At 68.8% G+C, this 21,412-nt stretch carries 24 protein-coding genes and 1 tRNA gene; 8 read left to right on the top strand and 17 right to left on the bottom strand.

Annotated elements, in window-relative coordinates:
- The first annotated feature begins 2 nt into the window (after positions 1-2).
- Together QFZ27_RS07195 and QFZ27_RS07200 are read left to right on the top strand one after the other, a co-directional pair.
- A complete protein-coding gene (locus QFZ27_RS07195) occupies positions 3-1,253 on the top strand; it encodes an aromatic ring-hydroxylating oxygenase subunit alpha (RefSeq protein WP_429225413.1) in 1,251 nt (416 codons plus the stop codon).
- Positions 1,254-1,266: 13 nt separating this feature from the next.
- The gene (locus QFZ27_RS07200; protein WP_429225414.1) at positions 1,267-2,340 is read left to right on the top strand and encodes an FAD-binding oxidoreductase; all 1,074 of its coding nucleotides are present in this window, start codon (positions 1,267-1,269) and stop codon (positions 2,338-2,340) included.
- Between the two features lie 80 nt (positions 2,341-2,420).
- On the opposite strand, the gene QFZ27_RS07205 is transcribed toward QFZ27_RS07200, so the two are convergent.
- Entirely contained in the window at positions 2,421-3,752 is a 1,332-nt protein-coding gene (locus tag QFZ27_RS07205; protein ID WP_429225415.1) for a GAF domain-containing protein, read from the bottom strand.
- Positions 3,749-4,219 carry a pyridoxamine 5'-phosphate oxidase family protein gene (locus tag QFZ27_RS07210; protein ID WP_429225416.1) on the bottom strand — a complete coding sequence of 157 codons (471 nt, stop codon included), beginning with the start codon at positions 4,217-4,219 and terminating at the stop codon, positions 3,749-3,751. Before QFZ27_RS07210 ends, QFZ27_RS07205 begins: the two co-directional genes overlap by 4 nt.
- 137 nt (positions 4,220-4,356) lie before the next feature.
- Here QFZ27_RS07210 and QFZ27_RS07215 point away from each other — a divergent pair, with 137 nt between their 5' ends.
- Positions 4,357-5,889 carry a flavin-containing monooxygenase gene (locus tag QFZ27_RS07215; protein WP_429225417.1) on the top strand — a complete coding sequence of 511 codons (1,533 nt, stop codon included), beginning with the start codon at positions 4,357-4,359 and terminating at the stop codon, positions 5,887-5,889.
- 81 nt (positions 5,890-5,970) lie between these two features.
- Here the strand turns inward: QFZ27_RS07215 and QFZ27_RS07220 are convergent, their stop codons facing one another.
- The 6 genes from QFZ27_RS07220 to QFZ27_RS07245 form a co-directional block, all read right to left on the bottom strand.
- Positions 5,971-6,552: an NAD(P)H-dependent oxidoreductase gene (locus QFZ27_RS07220; protein ID WP_429225418.1), complete on the bottom strand. Its 582-nt coding sequence runs from the start codon at positions 6,550-6,552 to the stop codon at positions 5,971-5,973.
- Positions 6,553-6,845: 293 nt separating this feature from the next.
- The gene (locus QFZ27_RS07225; RefSeq protein ID WP_429225419.1) at positions 6,846-8,252 is read right to left on the bottom strand and encodes an FAD-binding oxidoreductase; all 1,407 of its coding nucleotides are present in this window, start codon (positions 8,250-8,252) and stop codon (positions 6,846-6,848) included.
- Entirely contained in the window at positions 8,249-9,589 is a 1,341-nt protein-coding gene (locus QFZ27_RS07230; protein ID WP_429225420.1) for a cytosine deaminase, read from the bottom strand. Before QFZ27_RS07230 ends, QFZ27_RS07225 begins: the two co-directional genes overlap by 4 nt.
- 1 nt (position 9,590) lies before the next feature.
- Positions 9,591-10,448, bottom strand: coding sequence for an ABC transporter permease (locus QFZ27_RS07235; RefSeq protein WP_429225421.1), 858 nt, complete (start codon positions 10,446-10,448; stop codon positions 9,591-9,593).
- Positions 10,445-11,245 carry an ABC transporter ATP-binding protein gene (locus tag QFZ27_RS07240; RefSeq protein WP_429225422.1) on the bottom strand — a complete coding sequence of 267 codons (801 nt, stop codon included), beginning with the start codon at positions 11,243-11,245 and terminating at the stop codon, positions 10,445-10,447. The genes QFZ27_RS07235 and QFZ27_RS07240 overlap by 4 nt, the downstream gene beginning before the upstream one ends.
- Before the next feature lie 16 nt (positions 11,246-11,261).
- Complete coding sequence (locus QFZ27_RS07245) at positions 11,262-12,284, bottom strand: ABC transporter substrate-binding protein (protein WP_429225423.1); 1,023 nt, start codon at positions 12,282-12,284, stop codon at positions 11,262-11,264.
- A 281-nt stretch (positions 12,285-12,565) separates the two neighbouring features.
- On the opposite strand from QFZ27_RS07245, the gene QFZ27_RS07250 reads away from it, so the two are divergent.
- On the top strand, positions 12,566-12,958 hold the full coding sequence (locus tag QFZ27_RS07250) for a RidA family protein (RefSeq protein ID WP_429225424.1): 393 nt from the start codon (positions 12,566-12,568) through the stop codon (positions 12,956-12,958).
- Between the two features lie 12 nt (positions 12,959-12,970).
- On the top strand, positions 12,971-13,783 hold the full coding sequence (locus QFZ27_RS07255; RefSeq protein WP_429225425.1) for a creatininase family protein: 813 nt from the start codon (positions 12,971-12,973) through the stop codon (positions 13,781-13,783).
- Here the strand turns inward: QFZ27_RS07255 and QFZ27_RS07260 are convergent.
- The 6 genes from QFZ27_RS07260 to QFZ27_RS07285 all read right to left on the bottom strand — a co-directional run bounded on the left by QFZ27_RS07260 (position 13,770) and on the right by QFZ27_RS07285 (position 17,981).
- Entirely contained in the window at positions 13,770-15,041 is a 1,272-nt protein-coding gene (locus QFZ27_RS07260) for an adenylate/guanylate cyclase domain-containing protein (protein ID WP_429225426.1), read from the bottom strand. The two genes, QFZ27_RS07255 and QFZ27_RS07260, sit on opposite strands and share 14 nt — an antisense overlap.
- Positions 15,031-15,420 (bottom strand): gamma-butyrobetaine hydroxylase family protein, encoded by a 390-nt coding sequence (locus tag QFZ27_RS07265; RefSeq protein WP_429225427.1) that lies wholly within the window; start codon positions 15,418-15,420, stop codon positions 15,031-15,033. The genes QFZ27_RS07260 and QFZ27_RS07265 overlap by 11 nt, the downstream gene beginning before the upstream one ends.
- Before the next feature lie 4 nt (positions 15,421-15,424).
- Positions 15,425-15,592 (bottom strand): Trm112 family protein, encoded by a 168-nt coding sequence (locus tag QFZ27_RS07270; protein WP_429232421.1) that lies wholly within the window; start codon positions 15,590-15,592, stop codon positions 15,425-15,427.
- Between the two features lie 123 nt (positions 15,593-15,715).
- On the bottom strand, positions 15,716-16,375 hold the full coding sequence (locus QFZ27_RS07275) for an LON peptidase substrate-binding domain-containing protein (RefSeq protein WP_429225428.1): 660 nt from the start codon (positions 16,373-16,375) through the stop codon (positions 15,716-15,718).
- A gap of 13 nt (positions 16,376-16,388) precedes the next feature.
- Positions 16,389-17,306: a thioredoxin gene (gene trxA / locus QFZ27_RS07280; RefSeq protein WP_429225429.1), complete on the bottom strand. Its 918-nt coding sequence runs from the start codon at positions 17,304-17,306 to the stop codon at positions 16,389-16,391.
- 60 nt (positions 17,307-17,366) lie between these two features.
- Positions 17,367-17,981: a prolyl-tRNA synthetase associated domain-containing protein gene (locus QFZ27_RS07285; protein WP_429225430.1), complete on the bottom strand. Its 615-nt coding sequence runs from the start codon at positions 17,979-17,981 to the stop codon at positions 17,367-17,369.
- Positions 17,982-18,148: 167 nt separating this feature from the next.
- Here QFZ27_RS07285 and QFZ27_RS07290 point away from each other — a divergent pair.
- Together QFZ27_RS07290 and QFZ27_RS07295 are read left to right on the top strand one after the other, a co-directional pair.
- Positions 18,149-18,223: transfer RNA gene (locus QFZ27_RS07290), tRNA-Gly, on the top strand.
- Between the two features lie 291 nt (positions 18,224-18,514).
- Positions 18,515-18,679: a hypothetical protein gene (locus tag QFZ27_RS07295; RefSeq protein WP_429225431.1), complete on the top strand. Its 165-nt coding sequence runs from the start codon at positions 18,515-18,517 to the stop codon at positions 18,677-18,679.
- 31 nt (positions 18,680-18,710) lie between these two features.
- Here QFZ27_RS07295 and QFZ27_RS07300 read toward each other — a convergent pair.
- Positions 18,711-19,756 (bottom strand): IS630 family transposase gene (locus QFZ27_RS07300; RefSeq protein ID WP_429225432.1). Its coding sequence is split into 2 segments (ribosomal slippage): positions 18,711-19,270 and positions 19,270-19,756, totalling 1,047 coding nucleotides; the frame shifts between segments, so codons are not numbered across the junction.
- 463 nt (positions 19,757-20,219) lie between these two features.
- Positions 20,220-20,564, bottom strand: coding sequence for a hypothetical protein (locus tag QFZ27_RS07305; RefSeq protein ID WP_429225433.1), 345 nt, complete (start codon positions 20,562-20,564; stop codon positions 20,220-20,222).
- Positions 20,565-20,750: 186 nt separating this feature from the next.
- On the opposite strand from QFZ27_RS07305, the gene QFZ27_RS07310 reads away from it, so the two are divergent.
- A complete protein-coding gene (locus QFZ27_RS07310) occupies positions 20,751-21,005 on the top strand; it encodes a hypothetical protein (RefSeq protein ID WP_429225434.1) in 255 nt (84 codons plus the stop codon).
- Between the two features lie 14 nt (positions 21,006-21,019).
- On the opposite strand, the gene QFZ27_RS07315 is transcribed toward QFZ27_RS07310, so the two are convergent.
- On the bottom strand, positions 21,020-21,223 hold the full coding sequence (locus QFZ27_RS07315) for a hypothetical protein (RefSeq protein WP_429225435.1): 204 nt from the start codon (positions 21,221-21,223) through the stop codon (positions 21,020-21,022).
- Between the last annotated feature and the right edge of the window lie 189 nt (positions 21,224-21,412).

The following is a 21,412-nucleotide window of genomic DNA, read 5'->3' on the forward strand; positions in this document are numbered from 1 at the left end:
GTATGGAAGCGCGTTCGGCCATGTTGATGGATCTGCTGTCCCGCGCACCGGGCTTCAGCCTGAAGCGGGATTTCTACACCAGCCCCGCCTATCTCGCGCTGGATCTGGAGCACATCTTCTACCAGGACTGGCTGTTTATCGGCCATGCCTGCGAGGTGACGCGGCCGGGCGATTTCCTGACCGTGCAGATCGGCGAGTATCCGGTGCTGGTGGTGCGCGGCCGCGACCGCGCCATCCGCGCCTTCCACAATGTCTGCCGCCACCGCGGCTCGCGCCTCTGCACCGACGAGCGCGGCTCGCGCCCGCGGCTGGTCTGCCCCTATCACCAGTGGACCTACGACCTCGAGGGCAAGCTGATCTTCGCCCGCGACATGATGAACGACATCGACCCGGCGCAGTTCGGGCTGAAGCCGGTGGCCTGCCACGAGGTCGGCGGCTGGATCTTCATCTCGCTGGCCGAGCAGCCGCGCGACTTCGAGCCGTTCCGGCGCATGGTCGAGCCCTATATGGCGCCGCATTTCCTGGCCGAGGCCAAGGTCGCCCACAGCTCAACCATCATCGAGCGCGGCAACTGGAAGCTGGTGATGGAGAACAACCGCGAATGCTACCACTGCTCCGGCAACCATCCGGAGCTGTGCCGCGTCTTCTCCGACCAGCCGACCCTGACCAGCGGCCAGAAAGGGATGGAGGAGAACCCCGAGATCCTCGAGCACTGGCAGAGCTGCGAGGCGATCGGCCTGCCCAGCCGTTACCAGATCTCGGACGACATGCAGTACCGGGTGATGCGGGTGCCGTTCATCAACGACGCCCATTCGATGACCATGAGCGGCCAGCCCGCGGTGAACCGCCTGCTGGCCGAGTTCCCGACCACCAAGCTCGGCTCGATGCTGCTGTACCACTATCCGAACAGCTGGAACCATCTGCTGGCCGACCATGCGCTGAGCTTCCGCATCCTGCCGATCAGCCCGACCGAGACCGAGGTCACCACCAAATGGCTGGTGCACAAGGACGCGGTCGAGGGCGTCGACTACGACCTCAGGGCCCTGACCGAGGTGTGGTCCGCGACCAATGACGAGGATCGCCGCATCGTCGAGGAGAACCAGCGCGGCATCCTGTCCCCGGCCTATGAGCCCGGGCCGTATTCGAAGATGCATGAGGGCGCGGTGATCCAGTTTGTCGACTGGTACGCCGACACCCTCACCCACCGGCTCGGCGGCGGCACCGGCGCCACCTCGATCCGCGACGTGGCGTAGGGGGCGTAGGCACGTGCCAGGCCCTCTGACCGCGACGCCGGCGCTGTGGAACGCGAAGACTGCGCGGCTGCGCTGCATCGGCATCCGCGAGGAGGCGCCCGACGTCCGCACCTTCCGCTTCGAGGCGGAGGACGGCAGCTGGTTCTCCTACCGCCCCGGCCAGTTCGTGACGCTGGAGCTGCCGGTGGGGCCGGAGCCGGTGCTGCGCACCTACACCCTGGCCTCCACCCCGTCGCGGCCGCACCACGCCAAGATCACCGCCAAGGTGCAGCCGGGCAGCGTCGCCACCCGCTGGCTGTTCGACAGGCTCAAGGTCGGCGACGCGCTGACGGCGCACGGCCCCACCGGCCGCTTTTCGCTGCTCGACCACCCGGCCGAGCGCTACCTGTTCCTGTCGGCCGGAAGCGGCGCCACGCCGATGATGTCGATGGCGCGCTGGCTGTTCGACACCGCGCCGCAGACCGATGTGGTCTATGTCCATTTCGCCCGGCGGCCACAGGACCTGCTGTTCCGGTCGGAGCTGGGCTACATGGCCGAGGTGGCGTCCGGCCTGCGGCTGCGCTTCGTGGTGACCGGCGCGCCGGCGGGCGAAGGCTGGGCCAGCGGCCGGCTGGAGCAGGCTCTGCTGTCCGCCTTGTGCCCGGACTTGGCCGGGCGGACGGTGTTCTGCTGCGGTCCGGACCGGTTCATGGACGCGGCCCGGCATGTGGCCGGCGCGCTCGGCGTGCCCAGCGCGCGCTGGCATGAGGAGAGCTTCGGTGCCACCCCGGCGCCGGTGCCGGTCGCGGCCCCGATCGCGCCGCCGCCGGAGATTGCAGGGGACGGGATGCAGGTCGCCTTCACCCGCTCCGGCCGCAAGGCCACGGTGCTGCCGGGCCAGACCGTGCTGGAGGCGGCGGAAGGCTGCGGCCTGCGCATCCCGACCGCCTGCCGCCAGGGCCTCTGCGGCACCTGCCTGGTGCGCAAGCTGAAGGGCGAGGTGCGGATGGAGCACAATGGCGGCATCGCCGACGACGAGATCGCCGAAGGCTGGATTCTCGCCTGCTGCTCCCAGCCCGAGACGGCGCTGGTCGAGGTGGAGGTATAAGGGCGGCGGGCGCCAGCCAGCCGCAGCGACCGGATCACCGATTCCACGGCGCGGGCCGGACGGTGTAGACCCATGGCCCCTTATTCGACCAGGTGCGGCGGCCCGGCGAGGTCGAGCTTGAACCGGCCGCGGCCGGTACGCACCAGCCGAATAGGCGCCGCCTTCTCGTCGAGCCGTCGTCGGAGCAGGAGCAGGCGGGTCTCAAGGTTGTCCTTGAACTCGGGCAGGCGCAACTCGTCCGCCAGGCGGATTTCGCGATTGCTGAAGTCGCTGCGCCCGTCACGAAGATGCAGGCGGAGCAGGTAAACGAGCAGGCGCCCTGGGACACCCTTGATCAGGTACTCGTTATCGATGAAGACGCTGTCATCATAGGCATGATGGACGATGCGGAAAGGGCGTCCCGTCGCTGTCGGCTTCCCTGCCGCCGGTGCCGCGCTGGACAGCCCGTCCCCGCCCTCGCTTTCCGAGAGGGCGAGCGCGGCTGCACCACAGGCGGCGACGACGGCCAGCGCGGCCTCGTCCTCCCTCGTGAAGGCAAGCCGCTCGGCGCTTTCCAGAAAGAGCACGCCCCGCAGCGCGCCTTGTGCAATCATCGGCAGAGCGATATGGCTCATCGCGTCCGGCATTCCGGGAAGCGGGATGATGCGCGTGCGGTTCTCATCCGTGGATGAAGCTCGGATCGCGGAGCCGAATCGGCGAGCCCGGCTCATGTCGCTGATCCGGACGGGCCGGCGTCCGGTCGCCGCCATGCCGATGACCCCTTCGCCGAGCGGAACCTCCGAGCCGATACCCGTCCGTTCGTAGCCTCGACTGCCAATCGTGACGAGTTTATCGCCGGCAGGATCCTTCAGCAGCACCATGCCATTGCCGCAGCCCGTGAGGTCGCGCAGCCCGTCCAGGATCGCGTCGATGACGGAGCCGAGGTCGGCCTCCAAGGAGATCCTGCGGATGATCGCGGCAGCGGCGGTAAGCCGCGGGCTGGCCTCCGACAACAGCGGGGCGGCAGCGGCCGTGGCGGGGAACGCCACGGCGCGGATGGACCTCACGCGATACACGTCGACGCTGCGGAGCCGCATCACCTCCGCCATGCCGATCTGGGCGCTGGTGGCACGGAGCTGGCTCGCCATGTCCTCGAAGAGCTCGCCGGTCTTGAGCGAGCATTCGAAGATCACGTCCAGTCGGTACTGCCCGCCATCGCGCGGGTCGACGAGAAGCAGACCCGCCGCCGGGTTTGCCTGCACATTCGCGACAGTCTTCGAAAAGAACTGGTTCGAAAGGGCCACCCGTTCATCATCCACGAGCGTCACGTGCGAGAGATAGGAGATGTTCGGCGTGCCGTCCGCTGCCGCAGTGGCGATGATGGACGGAATGACGCCTTCGAAGCAGGCCGAGAGATCGCGTAGCCGAATCATCGCTGCGGTTCGAGCAACTGCCCGGCTTGCGCGCCCGGGGTCTGCACGAAGACGGCCTCGACCGAGAAGGCGAGTGCCACCGGATCGCGGATGACAAACCATGGTGCAACCGTCCATCGGTCGAGGCCAAGGCCCTCCAACGTCGCCGTCATGGCCTCGACATACCTCGCCGAGTGTCTGAGGTGCTCCGGCGTGGCAGGAACGACCGAAGCCCGCCCCTTGGCCTGGTAGGAGGCATAGTCCGATGGCCGGGCGAAGGTGGCCGACAACCGCCCGGTCTCGCGGATGTTCGCCACCGTCTTTGGCCATTGCCATTGGGAAATCACCAGGTCGATCCGCCCCTTGGCGGGGTTGGCCATGGCACCGACCGCCCGGCCGATGTCCGGTGAATGCGCGCCGTCGCAGGTGCCCAGGATGATCATTACCGGGCTGACCATGAAGACGGCGAGATCCTGGTCGAAGCTCATTCCAATGACCCCCAGGAGGGTGAGAATAGACGGTCGGCGGCCATTTGGGGAACACGCGCCGCACTTAGGAAGGATTTAGGAAATTCAGACGGCGGAGGGAGCGTAAGCACCGGGCATCGAGCTCAAGGAGATACGCCATGTACGATACCGCTGCCTGCGATAGTGATCCTCGCGCTGTCGCCGTGATTGGTGCCGGGCCGGCCGGTCTTGCAGTCGCACGCTGGCTCTCGGCCCATGGTTTCGAGCCCGTTCTGTTCGAAGTAGCCGACCGGCTCGGCGGCCAATGGAGCGCAACCTCGCCGCTCAGCGCTACCTGGCCGGGAATGTGCACCAACACCAGCCGCGTCATGACGAGCTTTTCGGATCTCGATTATGTCGAAGGCACCCCCGTCTATCCGGGGCGGGAGGACGTGCAAGCTTACCTGGAGCGCTACGCCGAGCGGTTCGGGCTGACCACCCGGATCCGCTTCCGGACCCGGGTCGAGGAGGTGGGGAAGGCCGAGGGCGGCGGCTGGCGTGTCCGGTCGAACCATGAGGGCGAGGTCCGGACGGAGCGCTATATCCGGGTTGTCGTCGCCACCGGACGCTATGTGGCGTCGAGCATCCCTCCGGTGCCGGGGCTCGATGGCTTCGCGGGCGCGCTCGGCGTGGCCCATTCAAGCCAGTATGACGGCGGGCTCGCTTATCGGGGCAAGGACGTCCTGGTCGCCGGCTGCTCGATCAGTGCCCTCGAGATCGCGTCCGATATCGCCCTTTCCGGCGCCCACAGCGTCACCGCCTGCTGCCGCCGTCAGCGCTACATTGTGCCGAAACTCCTGGCGGGCGTGCCGGCCGACCACGTGGTGTTCACGCGGGCCGCGGCCCTCGCTGACGAAAGCCTGCCGCCTCACGCGCTCGCCGCTGGGCTGAAGACGACGATCATGCGTGTCGCCGGCAGTCCCGAGCAGTACGGCGCAATGACGCCCGACGAGAACGTCTTTGCCGCCGGGATCTCCCAGTCGCAAAGCTTCCTGCCGCTGGTGGCGGAGGGCCGGATCGAGGTCCGTCCCTGGATCGACGGTATCGACGGGCGCAAGGTGCGGTTCGCCGACGGCAGCACGAGGGGCTTCGACGCGATCCTGTTCGGCACGGGCTACCGTCTTTCGCTGCCTTTCCTGGCACCGGATATTGTCGCCAGCCTGGGGCTCGACGACACGCATATCGATCTCTGCGACCACACATTCCATCCGGATCTCGACGGCCTCGCCTGCGTCGGCTTCTACGACATCATCGGGCCGGCCTATCCGGTGATCGAGCTGCAAGCCCGCTGGGTCGCCTATGCGTGGGCCGGAATTGTGCCAGCGCCGAGCCGGCAGGCGCTGGCAGCGGGTCTCGCCCTCTGCCAAGCCAGGCGCGGCGGCCCGCAGAGCGTCGGCATGCATGATCTGGCGATTCTCTTCGCCCGGCGCGCGGGGGTGGAGCCTGACCTCGAGCGCCATCCGGATCTTGAGCGGGCCCTGCTCTTCGGCCCGCTGTCGCCGATTTCCTTCCGCTTGGCCGGTCCGGACAGTCTCGAGGACGCGCCGGTGCGGGCTGGGGCGGCCGCGGCCGCGTTCGGCGCGATCCGCTCGCCCGAGATGACGAGAGAGGAACGGGACTTCCGGGATCTCATCAGAAAGGCCGCGCGCTAGGGCCAATGAAGATCGCCGAAGGCTGGATCTTCGCCTGCTCCTCCTAGCCCGAGACCGTGCCGGTCGAGGTCTGACACCAGCCTAGAGTCGCTGCGCTGCCCCGACCACCCGTGCCAGGAAGACATCGCGGTCGGCGTCGGTGGCGCGGTTCATGCCGTAGAGGGCGAGGTAGCGCACCGGCGCCCAGGGGCGGATCAGGCCGCGCAGCCAGCGCTGCACCAGCTTGCGCGGCGGATCGCCCATCAGCAGCGAGGCCCAGCGCGTGCCGCCATAGGAGACGACCGCGGTCAAGGACCGGATGTGCTGCAGGTTCGGAGTGGCCCTTCCGTCCTTCATCACGAAGGAGACGCCGGGCAGCATCACCCGGTCGAACCAGCCCTTCAGGATCGCCGGGAAGCCGAAGTTCCACACCGGCGCCATGATCACCAGCGCCTCGGCCCGCAGCAGGCGGTCGACATAGGATTCCACCGGACGGCGGTTGACCGACAGGTCGTGGTACTGCAGCCGCTCCTCTCGGGTCAGGATCGGGTCGAAGCCCTCGGCGTAGAGGTCGCAGTCGTCGACCTCGTGCCCGGCCCGGCGCAGCGCGTCGACCATCGCCCGGTGCAGCGCGGCGTGGAAGCTGATCTCGACCGGATGCGCGAACAGCACCAGGACGCGCATGGGTCAGGTGCCGCCTGGCGGGGAAGCCGGGGCCCCTCCCTCACCCGAAATCGCTGTGCGACTTTCACGCACCGCCTCTTCTGAGGCCCCCCTCCCCTCGCGGGAGGGGTCTAGGGGGAGGGGGTTCTCTCGGCCCGAGCCGGCCCAGACTGTCGCAAACCGGCACGGACGGCGAATTCGGTGCCCTGCGCATTCGCGCGCGGACGCGCGCAGGCCCCTCCCCCTGCCGCCCTCCCGCAAGGGGAGGGGGGACTTAAAGCGATCTATTTCCGAGAGTAAGCCGTCGACCATCCTCACGCCGTCGCCTGCAGGCCTGGGAACAGGTAGATGCGGCCGGAGTTCAGGTCGTAGCCGGGGTTGTCCCAGCCGATCATCTTGCCGGGGTTCAACAGGCCGCGCGGGTCGGTCTCGCGCTTGAACTCCAACTGCACCGCGTCGGTGCGCTTCATCCCGCCCTCCTCCAGGGTGTAGCGGTGCGGGTTGAAGATCAGGCAGCCATGGTCCTCATGGATGCGGATGATCTCGTCGAGGCGCTCCTCGGTGGTGAAGCGCACGATCGGCAGGCCGGAGCAGGTGACGTTGCCGTCGAAGCGGATCACCTCGAGATGCCCGGGTACCTCGTCGCCGAATATCTTCGTCATCTCCTCGACCAACCGCAGATGGTCGGGGAAGGGGTACAGCACCTGCAGGTAGGTGATGGTCGGGTCGATCTTGATCGCCCGCAGCGTGGTGTGGTTCCAGGTCAGCTCGTACAGCGGCGGCAGGCCCTTCCTTTCCTCGTCGGTCGCGGTGTCGGCGCGGAACAGCACCTCGCCCTTCGACCGCTTCATGAAGGCCTCGAAGCCGCCCATGGCGAAGTCGGCCACCATCAGCAGCACCACCGACTGGTCCGGGCGCACGAACTTCCGGTGCTTGAGGAAATACTCGTGCGGCACCGGCGCGGCGACCGGCGCGATCTCCTTGACCAGCAGGCCGTCGGCCCGGCCGATCTCCTCGCCGAAGCGGACCGCATCCATCCAGTCGTCGAAGCCGACGACGACGTCGACCCAGTCCGGCGCCGCCGCCAGCGGGATCTCGACCTCGGTGATGATGCCGTTGGTGCCGTATGCGTGCAGCGCCTTCAGCAGGTCCTCGCCGGTCAGGTCGAGGATGCGCGGCTCCGCCTCCATCGTCACCAGCCGCACCCGCATGACGTTGCCGAGGTTGCGCAGGCCGCCCCAGCGGATCGAGCCGACGCCGCCGGAGCCGCCGGCCAGGAAGCCGCCGATCGTCGCCATCCGGTAGGTCGACGGAAACAGCCGCATCTCCTGCCCGACCTTGGCCCGGGTCTGCGTATCCATCTGGGCCAGGACGGCGCCGGCCTCGGCCGCCACCGCGCCGGGGCGGATCGCCGTCACCCGGTTCATCCGCGCCAGGTTCAAGACCATGCCGCCGGACAGCGGCATGGCCTGGCCGTAATTGCCGGTGCCGGCGCCGCGCGGCGTCACCGGCACGCCGTGGGCATAAGCCGCCTTCAGCGCCTGCACCACCTCGGCCTCCGAGGTCGGCGAGACGACGAGGTCGCCGGTGACATGCTCCAACTGCCGCTTCAGCACCGGCGAGTACCAGAAGAAATCCTGGCTCTTCTGCTTCACCAGCACCGGGTCGTCGGTGACCCGCAGCCCCTCCAGGTCGCGCTTCAGCGCGGCGAGATCGGTCATGCCTGCTCTCCTTGGGGCGCCAGCAGCGCGTCCAGCTCGCGATAATCCGGCGGGGTGGTGTCGACGGCGCGGCCGGCGCGGACCACGATCCGGTCGGCCTGGGGACGGGACAGGAGCTCGGTCCAGCTGCGGGCGCGCAGCAGCACCAGATCGGCGCCGCCGCCCGCGGCCAGGCGGCCGAACTCCGGCCGGCACAGCACCTCGGCCGGGGTGGCCGCGACCGCCCGCGGCCAGTCGCCGACCGGGTGGTCGAGATGCAGAATGCGCGTCGCCTGGGCATAGACCTCGAGCGCGTCGAGATCGCCATAGGCGTAGAACGGGTCGCGGGTGTTGTCGGAGGACACCATCACCGGGATGCCGCGGGCCTTCATCTCGTGCAGCAGCGTCACCCCGCGCCAGCGCGGCGTGGCCCCGGCGCGGCGGTCCTGCAGGTACAAGTTGCACATCGGCAGCGACACCACGGCCAAGCCGGCCTCGGCCACCAGGTCCAGCGTGCGGTCGATCACGTCCTCGGGCTGCCGGGCCAGGGAGCAGCAATGGCCGACCAGAACCCGGCCGCGGAAGCGGTGGCGGATGGCGGCCTCGGCGATCAGCGCCAGCGAGCGCACCGACGGGTCGCCGGTTTCGTCGGCGTGGAAGTCGAGGTCCAGGCCGTGCTCAATGGCATGGCGGAACATCCGGTCGATCCCGGCCTCCAGCCCCGCCACCGGATAGGTGACGGCGCCGAGGATGCCGCCATGGGCGCGGACTGTATGGCTGAGATCGTCGAAATAAGGGTCTTCCAACACCCGGTCGATGCCGACCAGGGCCGAGCCCTGCAGCTCGACCCGTCCGGCCCAGTCCTTGCGCAGCTCGGCGAAGACCGGCCAGGAGACGCGGTGCTGCGGCGGGTCGCTGTCGATATGGGTGCGGATCAGCCGCGTACCATGGGCGAAGGCGCAGCGCAGGCTGAACTCCATGCGGGCGCGCACATCCGCCGCCGACCAGTGCGCTGCCCGGTCCCCTCGCACGGCGGTGAGCGCGCCGTCGAAGCTGCCATCCGGGTTCGGCGCGCGCGGCCAGATATGGCCCTTGTCGAGATGGGTGTGCGCCTCGACGAAGGCCGGCCACACCATGCCGCGATCGAGGTCCAGCGCCGGCAGACCCTTCGGGTCACTCTCCGGATCCGGGCGGCCGGCCGGGCGGATCGCGGCCAGGATGCCGCCGTCGATTGTCAGGTCGGCCAGCGCCAGCCCCTCGGAGTCGGGAACCAGATCCGCAGCCTCGGTCAGGCAGGCCGGCACGGTGGCGTTGGTCAGCCGGTAGCGCCGGGCCTCGGGCAGCGTGGAGAAGCCCATCTCAGTTCTCCCGCCGGATGGCGCTTTCGTGCCAGCGCCGCAGCAGCAGATGCGACACCAGGCTGGTCAGGGCGAAGATCGCCAGGCCGGTCAGGGTGATCAGGATCAGCGCCGCAAACAGCCGCGGCACGTTCAGCCGCCGCCCGGCCTCGAGGATGCGGAAGGCTAGGCCGGACTGGGCGCCGGCCGACCCGGCCGCGAACTCTGCCACCACCGACCCGATCAGCGCCAGCCCGCCGCCGATGCGCAGGCCGGTGGCGAAATAGGGCAGGGCGGACGGGATGCGCAGATGCAGCAGCGACTGCCAGCGCGAGGCGCCGTACAGCTCGAACAGATTCAACAGGTTGTGGTCGGTGCTCTTCAGCCCCTGGGTCATGTTCGACAGGATCGGGAAGAAGGCGACGATGAAGGCGCAGATCAGCAGCACCGATTCGGTCGACGGCGCGTAGATGATGATCAGCGGCGCGATCGCCACGATCGGCGTTACCTGCAGCACCACGGCATAGGGGTAGAAGGCCAGCTCCAGCCAGCGCGACTGGATGAACAGGATGGCCAGTGTCACGCCGCCCACCAGGGCCGCGGCCAGGGCGGCGAAGGTGATGGTCAGCGTCACCGCCAGGGCCGAGGACAGGATCGGCCAGTCGCCGACCATGGTGGCCGCCACCTCGGTCGGCGCCGGCAGGATGTAGCGCGGCACCTGATAGGCCACGACGTACCATTGCCACAGCGCGATGAAGGCGGCGAAGGCGATCACCGGCACCGCGATCCGCGCCGCCAGCGCCCGGATGTGGCCGGGCTCGGCCCGCCGGGCCTCGGCGATGGCGGCCTCGTCCTCGGCCTGTAACCCGATCTGTGTCATCGCTGCTCCGCCGCCACCATGATCGCCCGCATCAGCGCGTCCGACACGGTGCGGCAGCGCTCGTTGTAAGGCGTGGACATCCGGTACTCGTTGCCGCGCGGATAGGGGGCATCGACCGCCACCTCCTCGATCACCCGGCCCGGCCGCGCCGCCATCACCACGATCCGGCTGGACAGGTAGACGGATTCGAACACCGAATGGGTGACGAAGACGATGGTCCAGTTCTGCCCCTGCCACAGCCGCAGCAGGTCGTCGTTCAGCTTGATCCGGGTGATCTCGTCCAGCGCCGCGAAGGGCTCGTCCATCAGGAGAAGCTTGGGCCGGGTGACCAAGGCGCGGGCGATCGACACCCGCATCTTCATGCCGCCCGACAGCTCGCGCGGATAGGCGTCGGCGAAGCGGTCGAGGCCGACCATCGCCAGCGCCTCCATCACCCGGTCGCGCGAAACCGCCCGCGACAGGCCCTTCAGCCGCAGCGGCAGCCAGACATTCTTGAACACCGTGGCCCAGGGCATCAGCGTCGGCTCCTGGAACACGAAGCCGACCTCGCCCTCCGGCGCGCCCTCGCCGCCGCCCGGCCAGCGGATGGCGCCGGCGGAGGGGGCGCCCAGCCCGGCGATCAGCCGCAGCGCCGTCGACTTGCCGCAGCCCGAAGGGCCGAGCAGGCTGACGAACTCCCCCTCCCGGATGTCGAGCGACAGGGCGGACAGGGCGAGGGTGCCGCTGGCGAAGCGCTTCGACACCCCGTCCAGCGACACCAGCACCCCGTCGGCGGCGCCGTTCCCGGGCGTGGTCAAGGCGACCGCATCCACCTCAGCCGCCGGCCAGCTTCTTGTAGACATCGAGGCCGACGCCCTTGCACACGAAGCGGTTGGTGAAGGCCTTGCTGACATCCAGCCCGGCATCCAGCACCCCGGCCTTGACCATGCTGTCGTAGAAGCGCTGGTAGCGGTCCCCGCTCATGCAGCCGATGCCCTGGGTCTCGGCCTCGTCGGCGATGATGATGTGCTGGGCCTTGAGCTGCTCGAGCCCATAGGCCAGCTGCTCGTCCGTCATCTCCGGATTGTCCTTCTTGATCAGGGCGTTGGCCGCGCTGTTGTCGCCGTAGAGATAATTGTACCAGCCGATGATCGAGGCATCGACGAAGCGCTGCACCAAGTCCGGGTTCTGGTCGATCATCGCCTGCTGCGCCGCGATGGTGGTGGAGTAGGCCTCGTAGCCGTTGTCGGCGAGCAGGAAGACCTTGGGCTTCCAGCCGGCCTGCTTCTCGATGTCCCGCGGCTCGGACGTCAGATAGCCCTGCTGGCCGGATTTCGGGTCGGCGATGAAGGGGGCGGGGTTGAAGGTGTAGGGCTTGTACTGCTCGTCCCGGAAGCCGGGATAGGCCGATTTCAGCCAGCGGTAATAGGTGTCGTAGCCCTCGCCGGACAGGAACAGCGTGTCCAGCTTCGCCAGGTCAGCGATGGTCTCGATGCCCTGGTCGGGATGGGCCATCAGCACCTGCGGGTCCTTCTGGAAGATGGCGGCGATGTTGATCACCGGCACCCCTTCCTTGACCGAATCGAAGGCGTCCAGCGTGCCGCCCATGAAGAAGTCGATCTGGCCGGCGACGAGGCGCGCCCGGTTGGCGGCCTGCGGCCCGCCCATGACGATGGTGACGTCCAGGCCGTATTTGGCGTAGGTGCCGTCCGCCACCGCCTGGTAGTAGCCGCCGTGCTCGGCCTGGGCCAGCCAGTTGGTGCCGAAGCTGACCTTGTCGGCCGCGGAGGCCGCGCCGGCTGCCATTCCCGCCGCCAGGCCGACGGCGAGAGCGAGGACTCGTCCGAAAAGTTGCATGAAGCCGATCCCTATGTCGTTTTTTATGCCGCAGCGCCAAAGACGACAGGATGCAACGGCCGTGCCATCCACCCCCAGGGCCTGGGGCTGCCGCGGCCAGCCTGCGATCCGCGGGAGATTGGTCCCGTCGAGCGCCCGGATGGCGGCGCGCCGCGGCCGACGCCCTTCCCTCCGGTGCCCAACAACTGGGCAGCCTAGTCCAGATTTCTTGCACCCGGCAACCTTGTCACCGGCCGGCTGGAGTCCTACGGTTCCTGGCCTTTTGCGGGAGACGAATCCCCTTGTCGCGCCCCATCACCCCCGCCGGAATCCGGCCGCCCTTCGCCCGCTACAGCCATGCCGTCGAGGTGCCGGCGGGCAGTCGCCTGGTGGTCTGCTCCGGCCAGCTCGGCATCGGCCCGGACGAGGCGGTGCCGGCCACGGTCGAGGGCCAGGCCGAGCTGTGCTTCGACAACATCCGGGCGATCCTGGCGGCGGCGGGGATGGATCTGTCGCACATCATCCGGATCAACGCCTTCGTCACCGGGCGGGAGCATCTCAAGGGCTACATGGCGGTGCGCGACCGAATCGTCGCCGGCCCGCCCCCGGCCTCGACCCTGATGATCGTCTCCGGCTTCTCCAGGCCGGAGTTCCTGGTCGAGGTGGAAGTGATCGCTGCCGGCCCTGCCGCCTGAAAGGACCTACGGATGCTGCCGAAGCGCTACTGGCACGAGATGACGACGCTCGACTTCCGCGACGGGGGAGCAGAGGGCTGGATCGCGGTGCAGCCGGTCTGCGCCATCGAGCAGCACGGGCCGCACCTGCCGGTCTACACCGACACCTGCATCGCCGAGGGCATGGTGCGGCGGGTGCTGGAGCTGCTGCCGGAAGAGCTGCCGGTCACCTTCCTGCCGACCCAGGCGGTCGGCAAGTCGAACGAGCACATCGCCTCGCCCGGCACCCTGACCCTGTCCTGGGAGACGCTGACGCAATACCTGGTCGAGATCGGAGAAAGCGTGCGGCGGGCCGGGGTCGCCAAGCTGATCCTGATCAACTCGCATGGCGGCAACGTGCCGATCCTCGACGTGGTAGCGCGCGAGCTGCGGGTCCGGCACGGCATGCTGGCGGTGCATTCGGCCTGGTCGCGCTTCGGCAACCCGGACGGGCTGTTCCCGGCGGAGGAGGCGGCCTACGGCATCCATGGCGGCGACATGGAGACCTCGGTGATGCTGCATCTGCGCCCCGGCCTGGTGAAGATGGAGCTGGCCGGGGATTTCCGGTCGACCCAGCTGGAGTTCATCCAGGAGTTCGCGCATCTGCGGGCGCATGGCGTGTCGCAGTTCGGCTGGATGGCGCAGGACCTGAACCCCGGCGGCGCGGTCGGCAATGCCGGCAATGCCACGGCGGAGAAGGGGCGGCAGGTGGTCGACCACCAGGCCGCCGCCTTCGTCGCTCTGTGCCGCGACGTGCACGGCTTCGATTTGGGGCGGCTGTGGGAGGCCGAGTCTAAGCCGGCGTGAACACCTCGACCGGGACTCTCACGCCGCGCAGGGTCTGCAGGCCGAGGCAGCGGAAGCGTTCCGGCGCCGCCAGGGCTTCGACGAAGCGGCGGCTGACCACCATCGGCACGCCCAGCACGCCGCACAGATTCTCCAGCCGGGCGGCCTCGTTCACCGCCGGGCCGATGATGGTGAAGTCCAGCCGCTGGCCCGAGCCGACATTGCCGTACAGCACGTCGCCGACATGCAGCGCCACGTCCAGCGTCATCACCGGTACTCCCTCGGCGGCCCGGCGGAGGTTGATCGCGGCGATCCGGTCCAGCGCTTCGACCGCGGCGGCCAGGGCCTGGCCGCAGGTCTCGGCCGGATCGCCCTCGGCGAAGGCAAAGGTGGCCAGCAGGCCGTCGCCCATGAATTTCAGCACCTGGCCGCCATGGCCCTCGACCGGCGTCGCCAACGCGTCGAGATAATCGTCCAGCATGCTGACCAGCTGGTCCTGCGGCAGGGCGTCGGCCAGGGCAGTGAAGCCGCGCAGGTCGCCGACCAGGATCGCGGCCGAGATGGTCTCGACCGAGCCGCGGCGGATCTCGCCATGCAGCACCCGCCGGCCGACGTCGCGGCCGAGATAGGTGCCCAGCACGGTGCGGAAGGCGGCGAGGTCGACGCCAATGCGGATGGCGGCGCCGAAGCCGGGGATCAGATCGCTGATCGCCTGCACCTCCGCCGCGGTGAAGCCGCCCGGCCGGTCGGTCGCCAGGGTGACCGAGGCGCCGGTGCGCAGCGGGTGCAGCGTGCCGTCGAACGAGAAGGGCAGGATGAAGCAGAGATAGTCGGTGGCGCCGGCGGCGTGGATCTCGGCCAGGATCGGGTAGCGGTCCACCCCCTCGCCCCGCTCCAGCCGATAGCGGGTCAGCCGCACGATGTCCTCGGCCTGGGCGCCGGCGGGATCTGTGGCGGCGGCCTCCCGGGCGGCCAGCACCGCCTCGTAGATCGGGCTGGGGCTCGAGATCTGGCCCCAGGAGCCGTGGCTATACTCCTCCCGCTCCCGGCCGCCGTCACGGGTCCAGAGCAGCCCGAACGCCTCCATCTCCGGATGCAGGGTGGTGGCCGAGAGATAGGCCCGCCACAGCGGAATGCCGGCGGCCAGCAGGCCGTCGGCGAAGCCGCAGGCGACATCCTGCACCACCCCGGCCATCAGCGCCTGGTTGCCCAGCCAGCGCCGCAGCCCGGCCAGGGCGGCGGCGGTCGCGGCGGGCAGGGCGCCGGCCTTATCGGTCACGCGACAGGCCGCGCGCCTCCAGCGCGGCGAGATAGGCGCGCCACAGTTCGTCCTGCCGGGTCGCCAGCTCGTGCAGCCAGGTCCAGGAATAGAGGCCGGTGTCGTGGCCGTCGTCGAACACCAGCCGCACCGCGTAGTGGCCGACCGGCTCGACCGCCGTGATCGCGACGTTGCGCTTGCCGCCGACGATGGTCTTCTGCGACGGGCCGTGGCCCTGCACCTCGGCCGACGGGCTCTCGACACGCAGCAGCTCGGCCGACAGGGTGACGTGCAGCCCGTCGTCGAAGCGCAGCTCCAACACGCGCTCGGCCCGCTTCAGCCGGATCTCGACCGGCCGGGCGGCGCTGCCCGTCAGGGGCGGGCTGCCCATCGAGCTCATGGGGTCAGCGCCGCGCGTCGGGGTCGAGCGGCCGGGCCTCGTCGACCAGCATGATCGGGATGCCGTCGCGGATCGGATAGGCCAGCCGCGCCTGGTCCGAGATCAACTCCTGCGCCTTGGCGTCGTAGCGCAGCAGCGACTTGGTCAGCGGGCAAACCAGCATCTCCAGCAGTCGCGGGTCGACCCCCGTGAAGCCAGTTGGGGTGGGGCTGGTGGGGGCCGGGCTGCCGGGGGCAGCGGTGCTGTCGGAATCGGGGATATCGGTCATGGCAGGGGGGTCCGGGAACAGGGGCCGTCAGTGGCGCACGCGGCCGGCATGGCCGCCATGGATCGCCATCCGGATGATCGATAGCATGACTCGGGTGCGCTCGCAGAGATCCTTCGCCTCGAGCAGCGCCTGCTTCTCCTGCGGCTCGAACGGGCAGATCATGGCCAGCGAGGTGACCAGGCGCTCATCCGGCGTCTGGCCGATCGCCTCCCAATCGGCGGACAGGCCGGCGATGCGGAAATACTCGGTCAGGGCATGGTCCAGCCCGGCACGGTCGATCTCCGCCGGGGTCGGCTCGGCCATGTCCGCGGAAAAGCCGGTCCAGCCCGGCCGTACCCGGCGATAGCCGCGCCGCTCCTCCAGCTCCTGCTCGACCCGGAACCGGCACAGCCCGGTCAGGGTGATCAGGTAGCGGCCGTCATCGGTCTCGTCGAAGCTGGTGATCCGGCCGGCGCAGCCGACGGTGTAGAGCGGCGGGGGGGCCGCGCCCCATTGGCCGGGCCGCGGCTGGATCATGCCGATCAGCCGGCCGCCGGCCAGCGCGTCCTCGACCATGGCGAGGTAGCGTGGCTCGAAGATGTTGAGGGGCAGGAGGCCGCGCGGCAGCAGCAGGACCCCGGGCAGGGGAAACACCGGCAGGTCGGTGCCGAGGTCATCGAAGGCTGGCGCGCGCGGCCGCCCCCTCATGTCCCGGACCGGGTCATGAAAACAGCAGCGAGGACAACCGACGCCGGCCGGACAGGGTCAGGGGGTCGGTCGGGCCCAGCGCCTCGAACAGCTTGACCAGCTGCTTGCGCGCCGCCTGCTCGTTCCACTCGCGGTCGCGGCGGAACGCCTCCAGCAACTCGTCCATCGCCTCCTCGCGCTGGCCGGCGCCGTAGAGGGCGGTCGACAACTCCAGGCGCGCCTCATGATCGTTCGGGTTGGCCTCCAGCCGCTGGCGCAGACCGGCGAGTCCGGCAATGGCTACGGCGCTCTGCTCGGCCAACTCCAGTGCCGTCTTCGCCGCGGCGATATCGGCGTGGCGCGCCATCTCCGGCGTCAGGCTCTCCAGGAACTGCTTGGCCTGCTCGATCTCGCCCAGCGCGATCAGACAGCGGGCCAGGCCGGCCGCGGCGGCGGCGCTGTCCGGGGCATGCGCCAGCACATGCTGGTAGATGCCGGCGGCCTCCTCGATGTTGCCGCTGTCGAGCACGCTCTTGGCCTCGGCCAGCAGCTCGTCGACATGGTCGTGGGAATCATGTCCGGCCAGCTGCACCAGCTTGTCGATGAAGCTCTTGACCTGGCTTTCCGGCACCGCGCCCATGAAGCCGTCGACCGGGCGGCCCTGGTAGAAGGCGTAGACCGTCGGCACCGACTGGATGCGCAGCTGCGCCGCTAGGGCCTGGTTCTGGTCGATGTCGACCTTGACCAGCCGGACCTTGCCTTGGGCGGCCTGGACCTGCTTCTCCAGCAGCGGCCCCAGCGTCTTGCACGGGCCGCACCAGGTGGCCCAGAAATCGACGATGACCGGCACCTCCATCGAGGCCTCGATCACGTCGGCGCGGAAGCCGGCGGTGTTGCTGTCCTTGATCACCGGTACGGCGCCGCCGGAGGCGGCATTGAGAAGGGCGTCCATGGCGTTGTCCCAGGTCTGGTATTGATCTGTGCCGATGGCCGGCGGCGGCAAGCGGCGGCGTCAGCCGCCGGCAGGCGCATCCTCCGCCGGTGGCGTTGAAGTTGCCGGCTCCGCCGGCAGGGTGACGGGGTCGAGATCGACGATATGGGGTTCGTGGCCGCAGCTGGCAATGAAGCCCAGCAGGCCGGCCGGCTCGATCGCCGTGGTCATGGTGTTGACCAGCGGATGGAAGTGCAGCGTGCCGTGCCGCATCATGTCGGCATCCAGCACGATGGTGACCTGCCGGGCGTCGTCGTTGATGATGGCGAAGGGCGTGACCGAGCCGGGGGTGACGCCCAGCGCCTCCATCAGCCGGTCGGGCGACCCGAAGGACAGCCGGCCGGCGCCGAGCATCTCGCCCAGCGCTTTCAGGTCGACGCGGCGCTCCTCCTCACAGACGACGAGCCAGGCCTGGCCCTTCTTGTTGCGCAGGAACAGGTTCTTGGAGTGCCAGCCGGGCAGCAGGCCGCGCAGATGGCGCGATTCCTCGACCGTGAATACGGCCTCGTGCTCATGCGTCGTCACCTCGACGCCGAGCGAGCGCAGCCGGGCGAACAGGTCGGCGGGGGTCGCGCAGGCGCGGGCCGCGGCGGCGGGCAGGGACGAGTCGGGGGCAGTGCTGTCGGGCGCAGTCATGGCACGGTGTTATACGAGGCTGCGGCCGCGCTTCCAAGCCCGCCCCGGCGGGTGTCCAGCGGCACCTCGGCGGGGCGCGGAAAATTTCCGCATTTAGGTGCTTGCAAATCCCGCGGCATCGGATATAACCCGCCACCTCGACGGCGCTGCGGTGCCGCGACGCCAGAGCGGGCGTAGCTCAGGGGTAGAGCACAACCTTGCCAAGGTTGGGGTCGAGGGTTCGAATCCCTTCGCCCGCTCCAGTTTTTCCCAGGACAGTCAGCGACTTAGCAAACGCCCGCAGGGGCGTTTTCTGCTTCCCCGGCCCTGTTTGCCCAAGCGGGGAAGCATGGGGGAAGCAATTGGATGCATGTTGCGGCGCACTCCGAGGCTGCTGTGACGTCGGCTGTTTTTGAGTTCGACTCGCCATCTTGCCTCCATCAACCCGGTCGGAAGCCGTCCGTGCTGCCGTCCGTTGCGCGCGACGCTGGCACTCAACCTAGGTCCGGCGTTTCACCCAAATATATCACGTCGAATCGGACTGCTGAGCAAGTGTGACCGCCGACGCGCAACGTCGCGTGATCGAATGCGGTTCCGTCCGGGCGCGGTTCAAAGTGCCGGCCTGCCCTGTCAGCGGCCGCGATCTGGTTCGATCGCTCGGGCGCAAGATGGCGGAAGCCGATTTCGAGGACCTCCCTTCGACCGCAGCAGATGGGTAATACCAATTCCCATTGATCAGAACCGGTGGGCTCAATCTCTGAGACCGATGGAGAAGATACGCCAGGGCTGGTCGGCGAGCCGGTTCCAAGCGTGGCAGCAGTGGTCGAGGATGTCGTTGTAGGAAGAGAAGACGCGGTTGGAGAGCCAATTGCCGCGCAGGAATTGCCAGACATTCTCGACCGGGTTGAGTTCGGGGCATCGGGGCGGCAACGGCAGGAGGGAGATGTTATCGGGAATGTCCAGCTCCCGGGTGGTGTGCCAGCCGGCTTGATCGAGCAGGAGGACGGCATGGGCGCCTGGGGCGACCGTCTTGGAGATCTCGGCGAGGTGGAGGTTCATGGCGGCGGTGTTGCAGCGGGGCATGACCACGGCGGCGGCCTTGCCTTCCCGCGGACAGATGGCGCCGAAGAGATAGGCCGGCCGGGTGCGCTGATCCTTGGGTGCGGCGGGCCTGGTGCCGCGCCGGGCCCAGCGCCGGGTGATGCCGTTCTTCTGGCCTATGCGCGCCTCGTCTTGCCACCAGAGTTCCCGCGCGGTGCCGGCGCGGAGCCGCGCCCGGATCGCTGCCAGAAGGGCGGGGAAGTTTTTTTGAACGCCGGGATCGCCTCTGGATCCTGCGCGTGATGGCGCGGGCGGGCGGAGAGCCTGCGATAGCCCATGGCCCGCAGCTCGCGGCTCATCGTCTGCGGGCTGAGGGAGATCCGGAATTCCTCGAACACCCATTGCACCAGATCGACCAGCCGCCAGCGCACGACGCCGTGCACCGCCGGGATCGGGCCGCTCTCGACCAGCGCCGCCAGCACCCGGCGCTGCTCGGGAGTGAGCCTCGGCATCGGCCCGGGCGCTTTGCGGTCGAACAGCCCGTCCGGCCCTTGCGCGTTGAACCGCAGCACCCAGTCGCGCACGATCTGCAGCGTCACCCCGCCCAACCGCGCCGCATCCCCGCGCGACCCGCCGTCGTAGATCACGGCCAGCGCCAATAGCCGGCGCGTCTGGTTCGCATCTGCCGACCGCCGGGCCAGGCCACGCAAGGCGACGGCATCGTAGTCGGAACGCAAGGAAATCGGTGCGGCCATGGCGAGCTCCTTCTGCTCACCATGGTGAATCATATCCGCGGCTGCTTGGGAATCCCCTGAGAGTCAGCCTCTATGGGAGTTGGTATCACTTGTTGCCGCGTTCCTCCCGCAACTCGGCAAGTGGCTTGATCCTCACCCCCTGAGGTCGCCACAGACGCAAGCGCTGCCCAGGAGCGCTACGGCCCGACCCGCGAGCTGAAGCCTCGCCTGCGGCAGGGCCAATCTTTTTTGCGCTTGGGCCTAAGATCCACTCTGCGGCCTGAGTGCCGCCTCGATCGCCTCGTGGGCAGCGCGTCCGACCGGGCCATCCTCGCCTGGGCCCGGGCCGCCGCCCTGCCAGATGATCTGCACTACGCCGGCGCTGCGCACGCGGAACCGACCGTGGTACTCGTGACACCAGATCGTGCCCTCGTCACCGGTATGCTCGACGGTCCAATCGGATGCGTCGCGCCTACTCGCCATTTCAGCCTCCCGCGTTGTTGCGGCCGGCCTTGCTCGTCCGCTGTCCGCCGTCGGCCTTCTCGCACGCTTCGGTCGCGGCTCGTTGGACATCCGGTGGAAGCCCGCCTTCAGGTGCGTTGGTCCAATCGATCTGGATGTGGCCATGGCTGTTGCGCGTGAACCAGCCGCGGAGATCGCCGCAGCCTATGGATCCGGTTCCGTGGCCCGTCGGAAGAATGGTCCAGTCGCGCCAGTCACTACAGTGCTCCATGTCGCTGCAATGGGGCGGCGCGGGCGCGGAGTTCCGTTCGATCCCGGCGGTGAGCCGCTGTTGCGGAGACGACTCACCGCCGGTCCGGTCCGTCATGCATGAGACCGGTTCCGCCGCGCAAGGGAGCGGCGGCATCGAGAGACTGTCGTATAGTCAACGACACGTCAGGATGGCCGATCGGGCACGTCGCCTACTGCAATGGAGTGCCGGCCGGTTACCGCGATCGCGCCTGGATTAAGGGTATAGCCGGCTGATCTCTCCGCACGGAACCGGCCGCGGGTTGTGATCGGCGGCGAAGCGACGCGGCTGTATTTGTTCGTGGCGACTCTGGGCTACTCGCGACGCTGCTACGTGCAGGCGTCTCGCCACGAGCGGCAGTCGGCCTGGTTCGACGGCGTCGAAGGCGCCTTCGCGCACTTCGGGGGGATCCCGCAGGAGGTCCTGCTCGACATCGTCCGCGCGCTGGTGGACCACCACGACGCCGCGACGCGCGTGGTTCAAGCCGGTCCGCCTCGAATTTCCGGGCGACGGGAGTAGCCTACTGGCCGGCATCACCCGCTAAGCCACTTCTGCCGTTGGCTCGACGCCGCGGCGCTTGAGATTTTCAGGCGTCGCGCGATCTCCGAATCCGGCAGACCCTCACGAAACATTTGTCGGATGGCCCGCAGGCCGGCTTCATTGAGGCGGCCCGCAGGCGTCTTCCACCAAGCACCGTGGTCGACATCGGCGGCCGCGTGCTGCTCGCGCAGCGCCATTAGAGCCTCGCTCAGGTGCGCGACCTGGCGCAGGGCAGCGTCGAGAGCCGCCAGCGTCGTGCGCGTCGTTGTCTTAGTCGTCCGCCATTAGATCGTCTGTGTTCAACCGTGGCCAAGCGATCCGCGGCCGTCGTCGCCCCCTGATGGAAAGCTCTCGGGCATGCGGTGCCGCTATAGCGAGCATCTGGT

Origin of the sequence: Inquilinus ginsengisoli, assembly GCF_050434925.1 — a bacterium.
In the GTDB taxonomy this organism is placed as follows: Bacteria; Pseudomonadota; Alphaproteobacteria; order DSM-16000; family Inquilinaceae; genus Inquilinus; species Inquilinus ginsengisoli_B.

Bases quoted from the DNA above. Each gene is read 5' to 3' on its own strand.
- QFZ27_RS07225 (WP_429225419.1), bottom strand. From the start codon at position 8,252: ATGACCGATCTCGCCGCGCTGAAGCGCGACCTGGAGGGGCTGCGGGTC.
- QFZ27_RS07275 (WP_429225428.1), bottom strand. From the start codon at position 16,375: ATGAGGGGGCGGCCGCGCGCGCCAGCCTTCGATGACCTCGGCACCGAC.
- QFZ27_RS07220 (WP_429225418.1), bottom strand. From the start codon at position 6,552: ATGCGCGTCCTGGTGCTGTTCGCGCATCCGGTCGAGATCAGCTTCCAC.
- QFZ27_RS07245 (WP_429225423.1), bottom strand. From the start codon at position 12,284: ATGCAACTTTTCGGACGAGTCCTCGCTCTCGCCGTCGGCCTGGCGGCG.
- QFZ27_RS07315 (WP_429225435.1), bottom strand. From the start codon at position 21,223: ATGGCGCTGCGCGAGCAGCACGCGGCCGCCGATGTCGACCACGGTGCT.
- QFZ27_RS07205 (WP_429225415.1), bottom strand. From the start codon at position 3,752: ATGATTCGGCTACGCGATCTCTCGGCCTGCTTCGAAGGCGTCATTCCG.
- QFZ27_RS07195 (WP_429225413.1), top strand. From the start codon at position 3: ATGGAAGCGCGTTCGGCCATGTTGATGGATCTGCTGTCCCGCGCACCG.
- trxA (WP_429225429.1), bottom strand. From the start codon at position 17,306: ATGGACGCCCTTCTCAATGCCGCCTCCGGCGGCGCCGTACCGGTGATC.
- QFZ27_RS07305 (WP_429225433.1), bottom strand. From the start codon at position 20,564: ATGACGGACCGGACCGGCGGTGAGTCGTCTCCGCAACAGCGGCTCACC.
- QFZ27_RS07210 (WP_429225416.1), bottom strand. From the start codon at position 4,219: ATGAGCTTCGACCAGGATCTCGCCGTCTTCATGGTCAGCCCGGTAATG.
- QFZ27_RS07230 (WP_429225420.1), bottom strand. From the start codon at position 9,589: ATGGGCTTCTCCACGCTGCCCGAGGCCCGGCGCTACCGGCTGACCAAC.
- QFZ27_RS07285 (WP_429225430.1), bottom strand. From the start codon at position 17,981: ATGACTGCGCCCGACAGCACTGCCCCCGACTCGTCCCTGCCCGCCGCC.
- QFZ27_RS07255 (WP_429225425.1), top strand. From the start codon at position 12,971: ATGCTGCCGAAGCGCTACTGGCACGAGATGACGACGCTCGACTTCCGC.
- QFZ27_RS07265 (WP_429225427.1), bottom strand. From the start codon at position 15,420: ATGAGCTCGATGGGCAGCCCGCCCCTGACGGGCAGCGCCGCCCGGCCG.
- QFZ27_RS07235 (WP_429225421.1), bottom strand. From the start codon at position 10,448: ATGACACAGATCGGGTTACAGGCCGAGGACGAGGCCGCCATCGCCGAG.
- QFZ27_RS07215 (WP_429225417.1), top strand. From the start codon at position 4,357: ATGTACGATACCGCTGCCTGCGATAGTGATCCTCGCGCTGTCGCCGTG.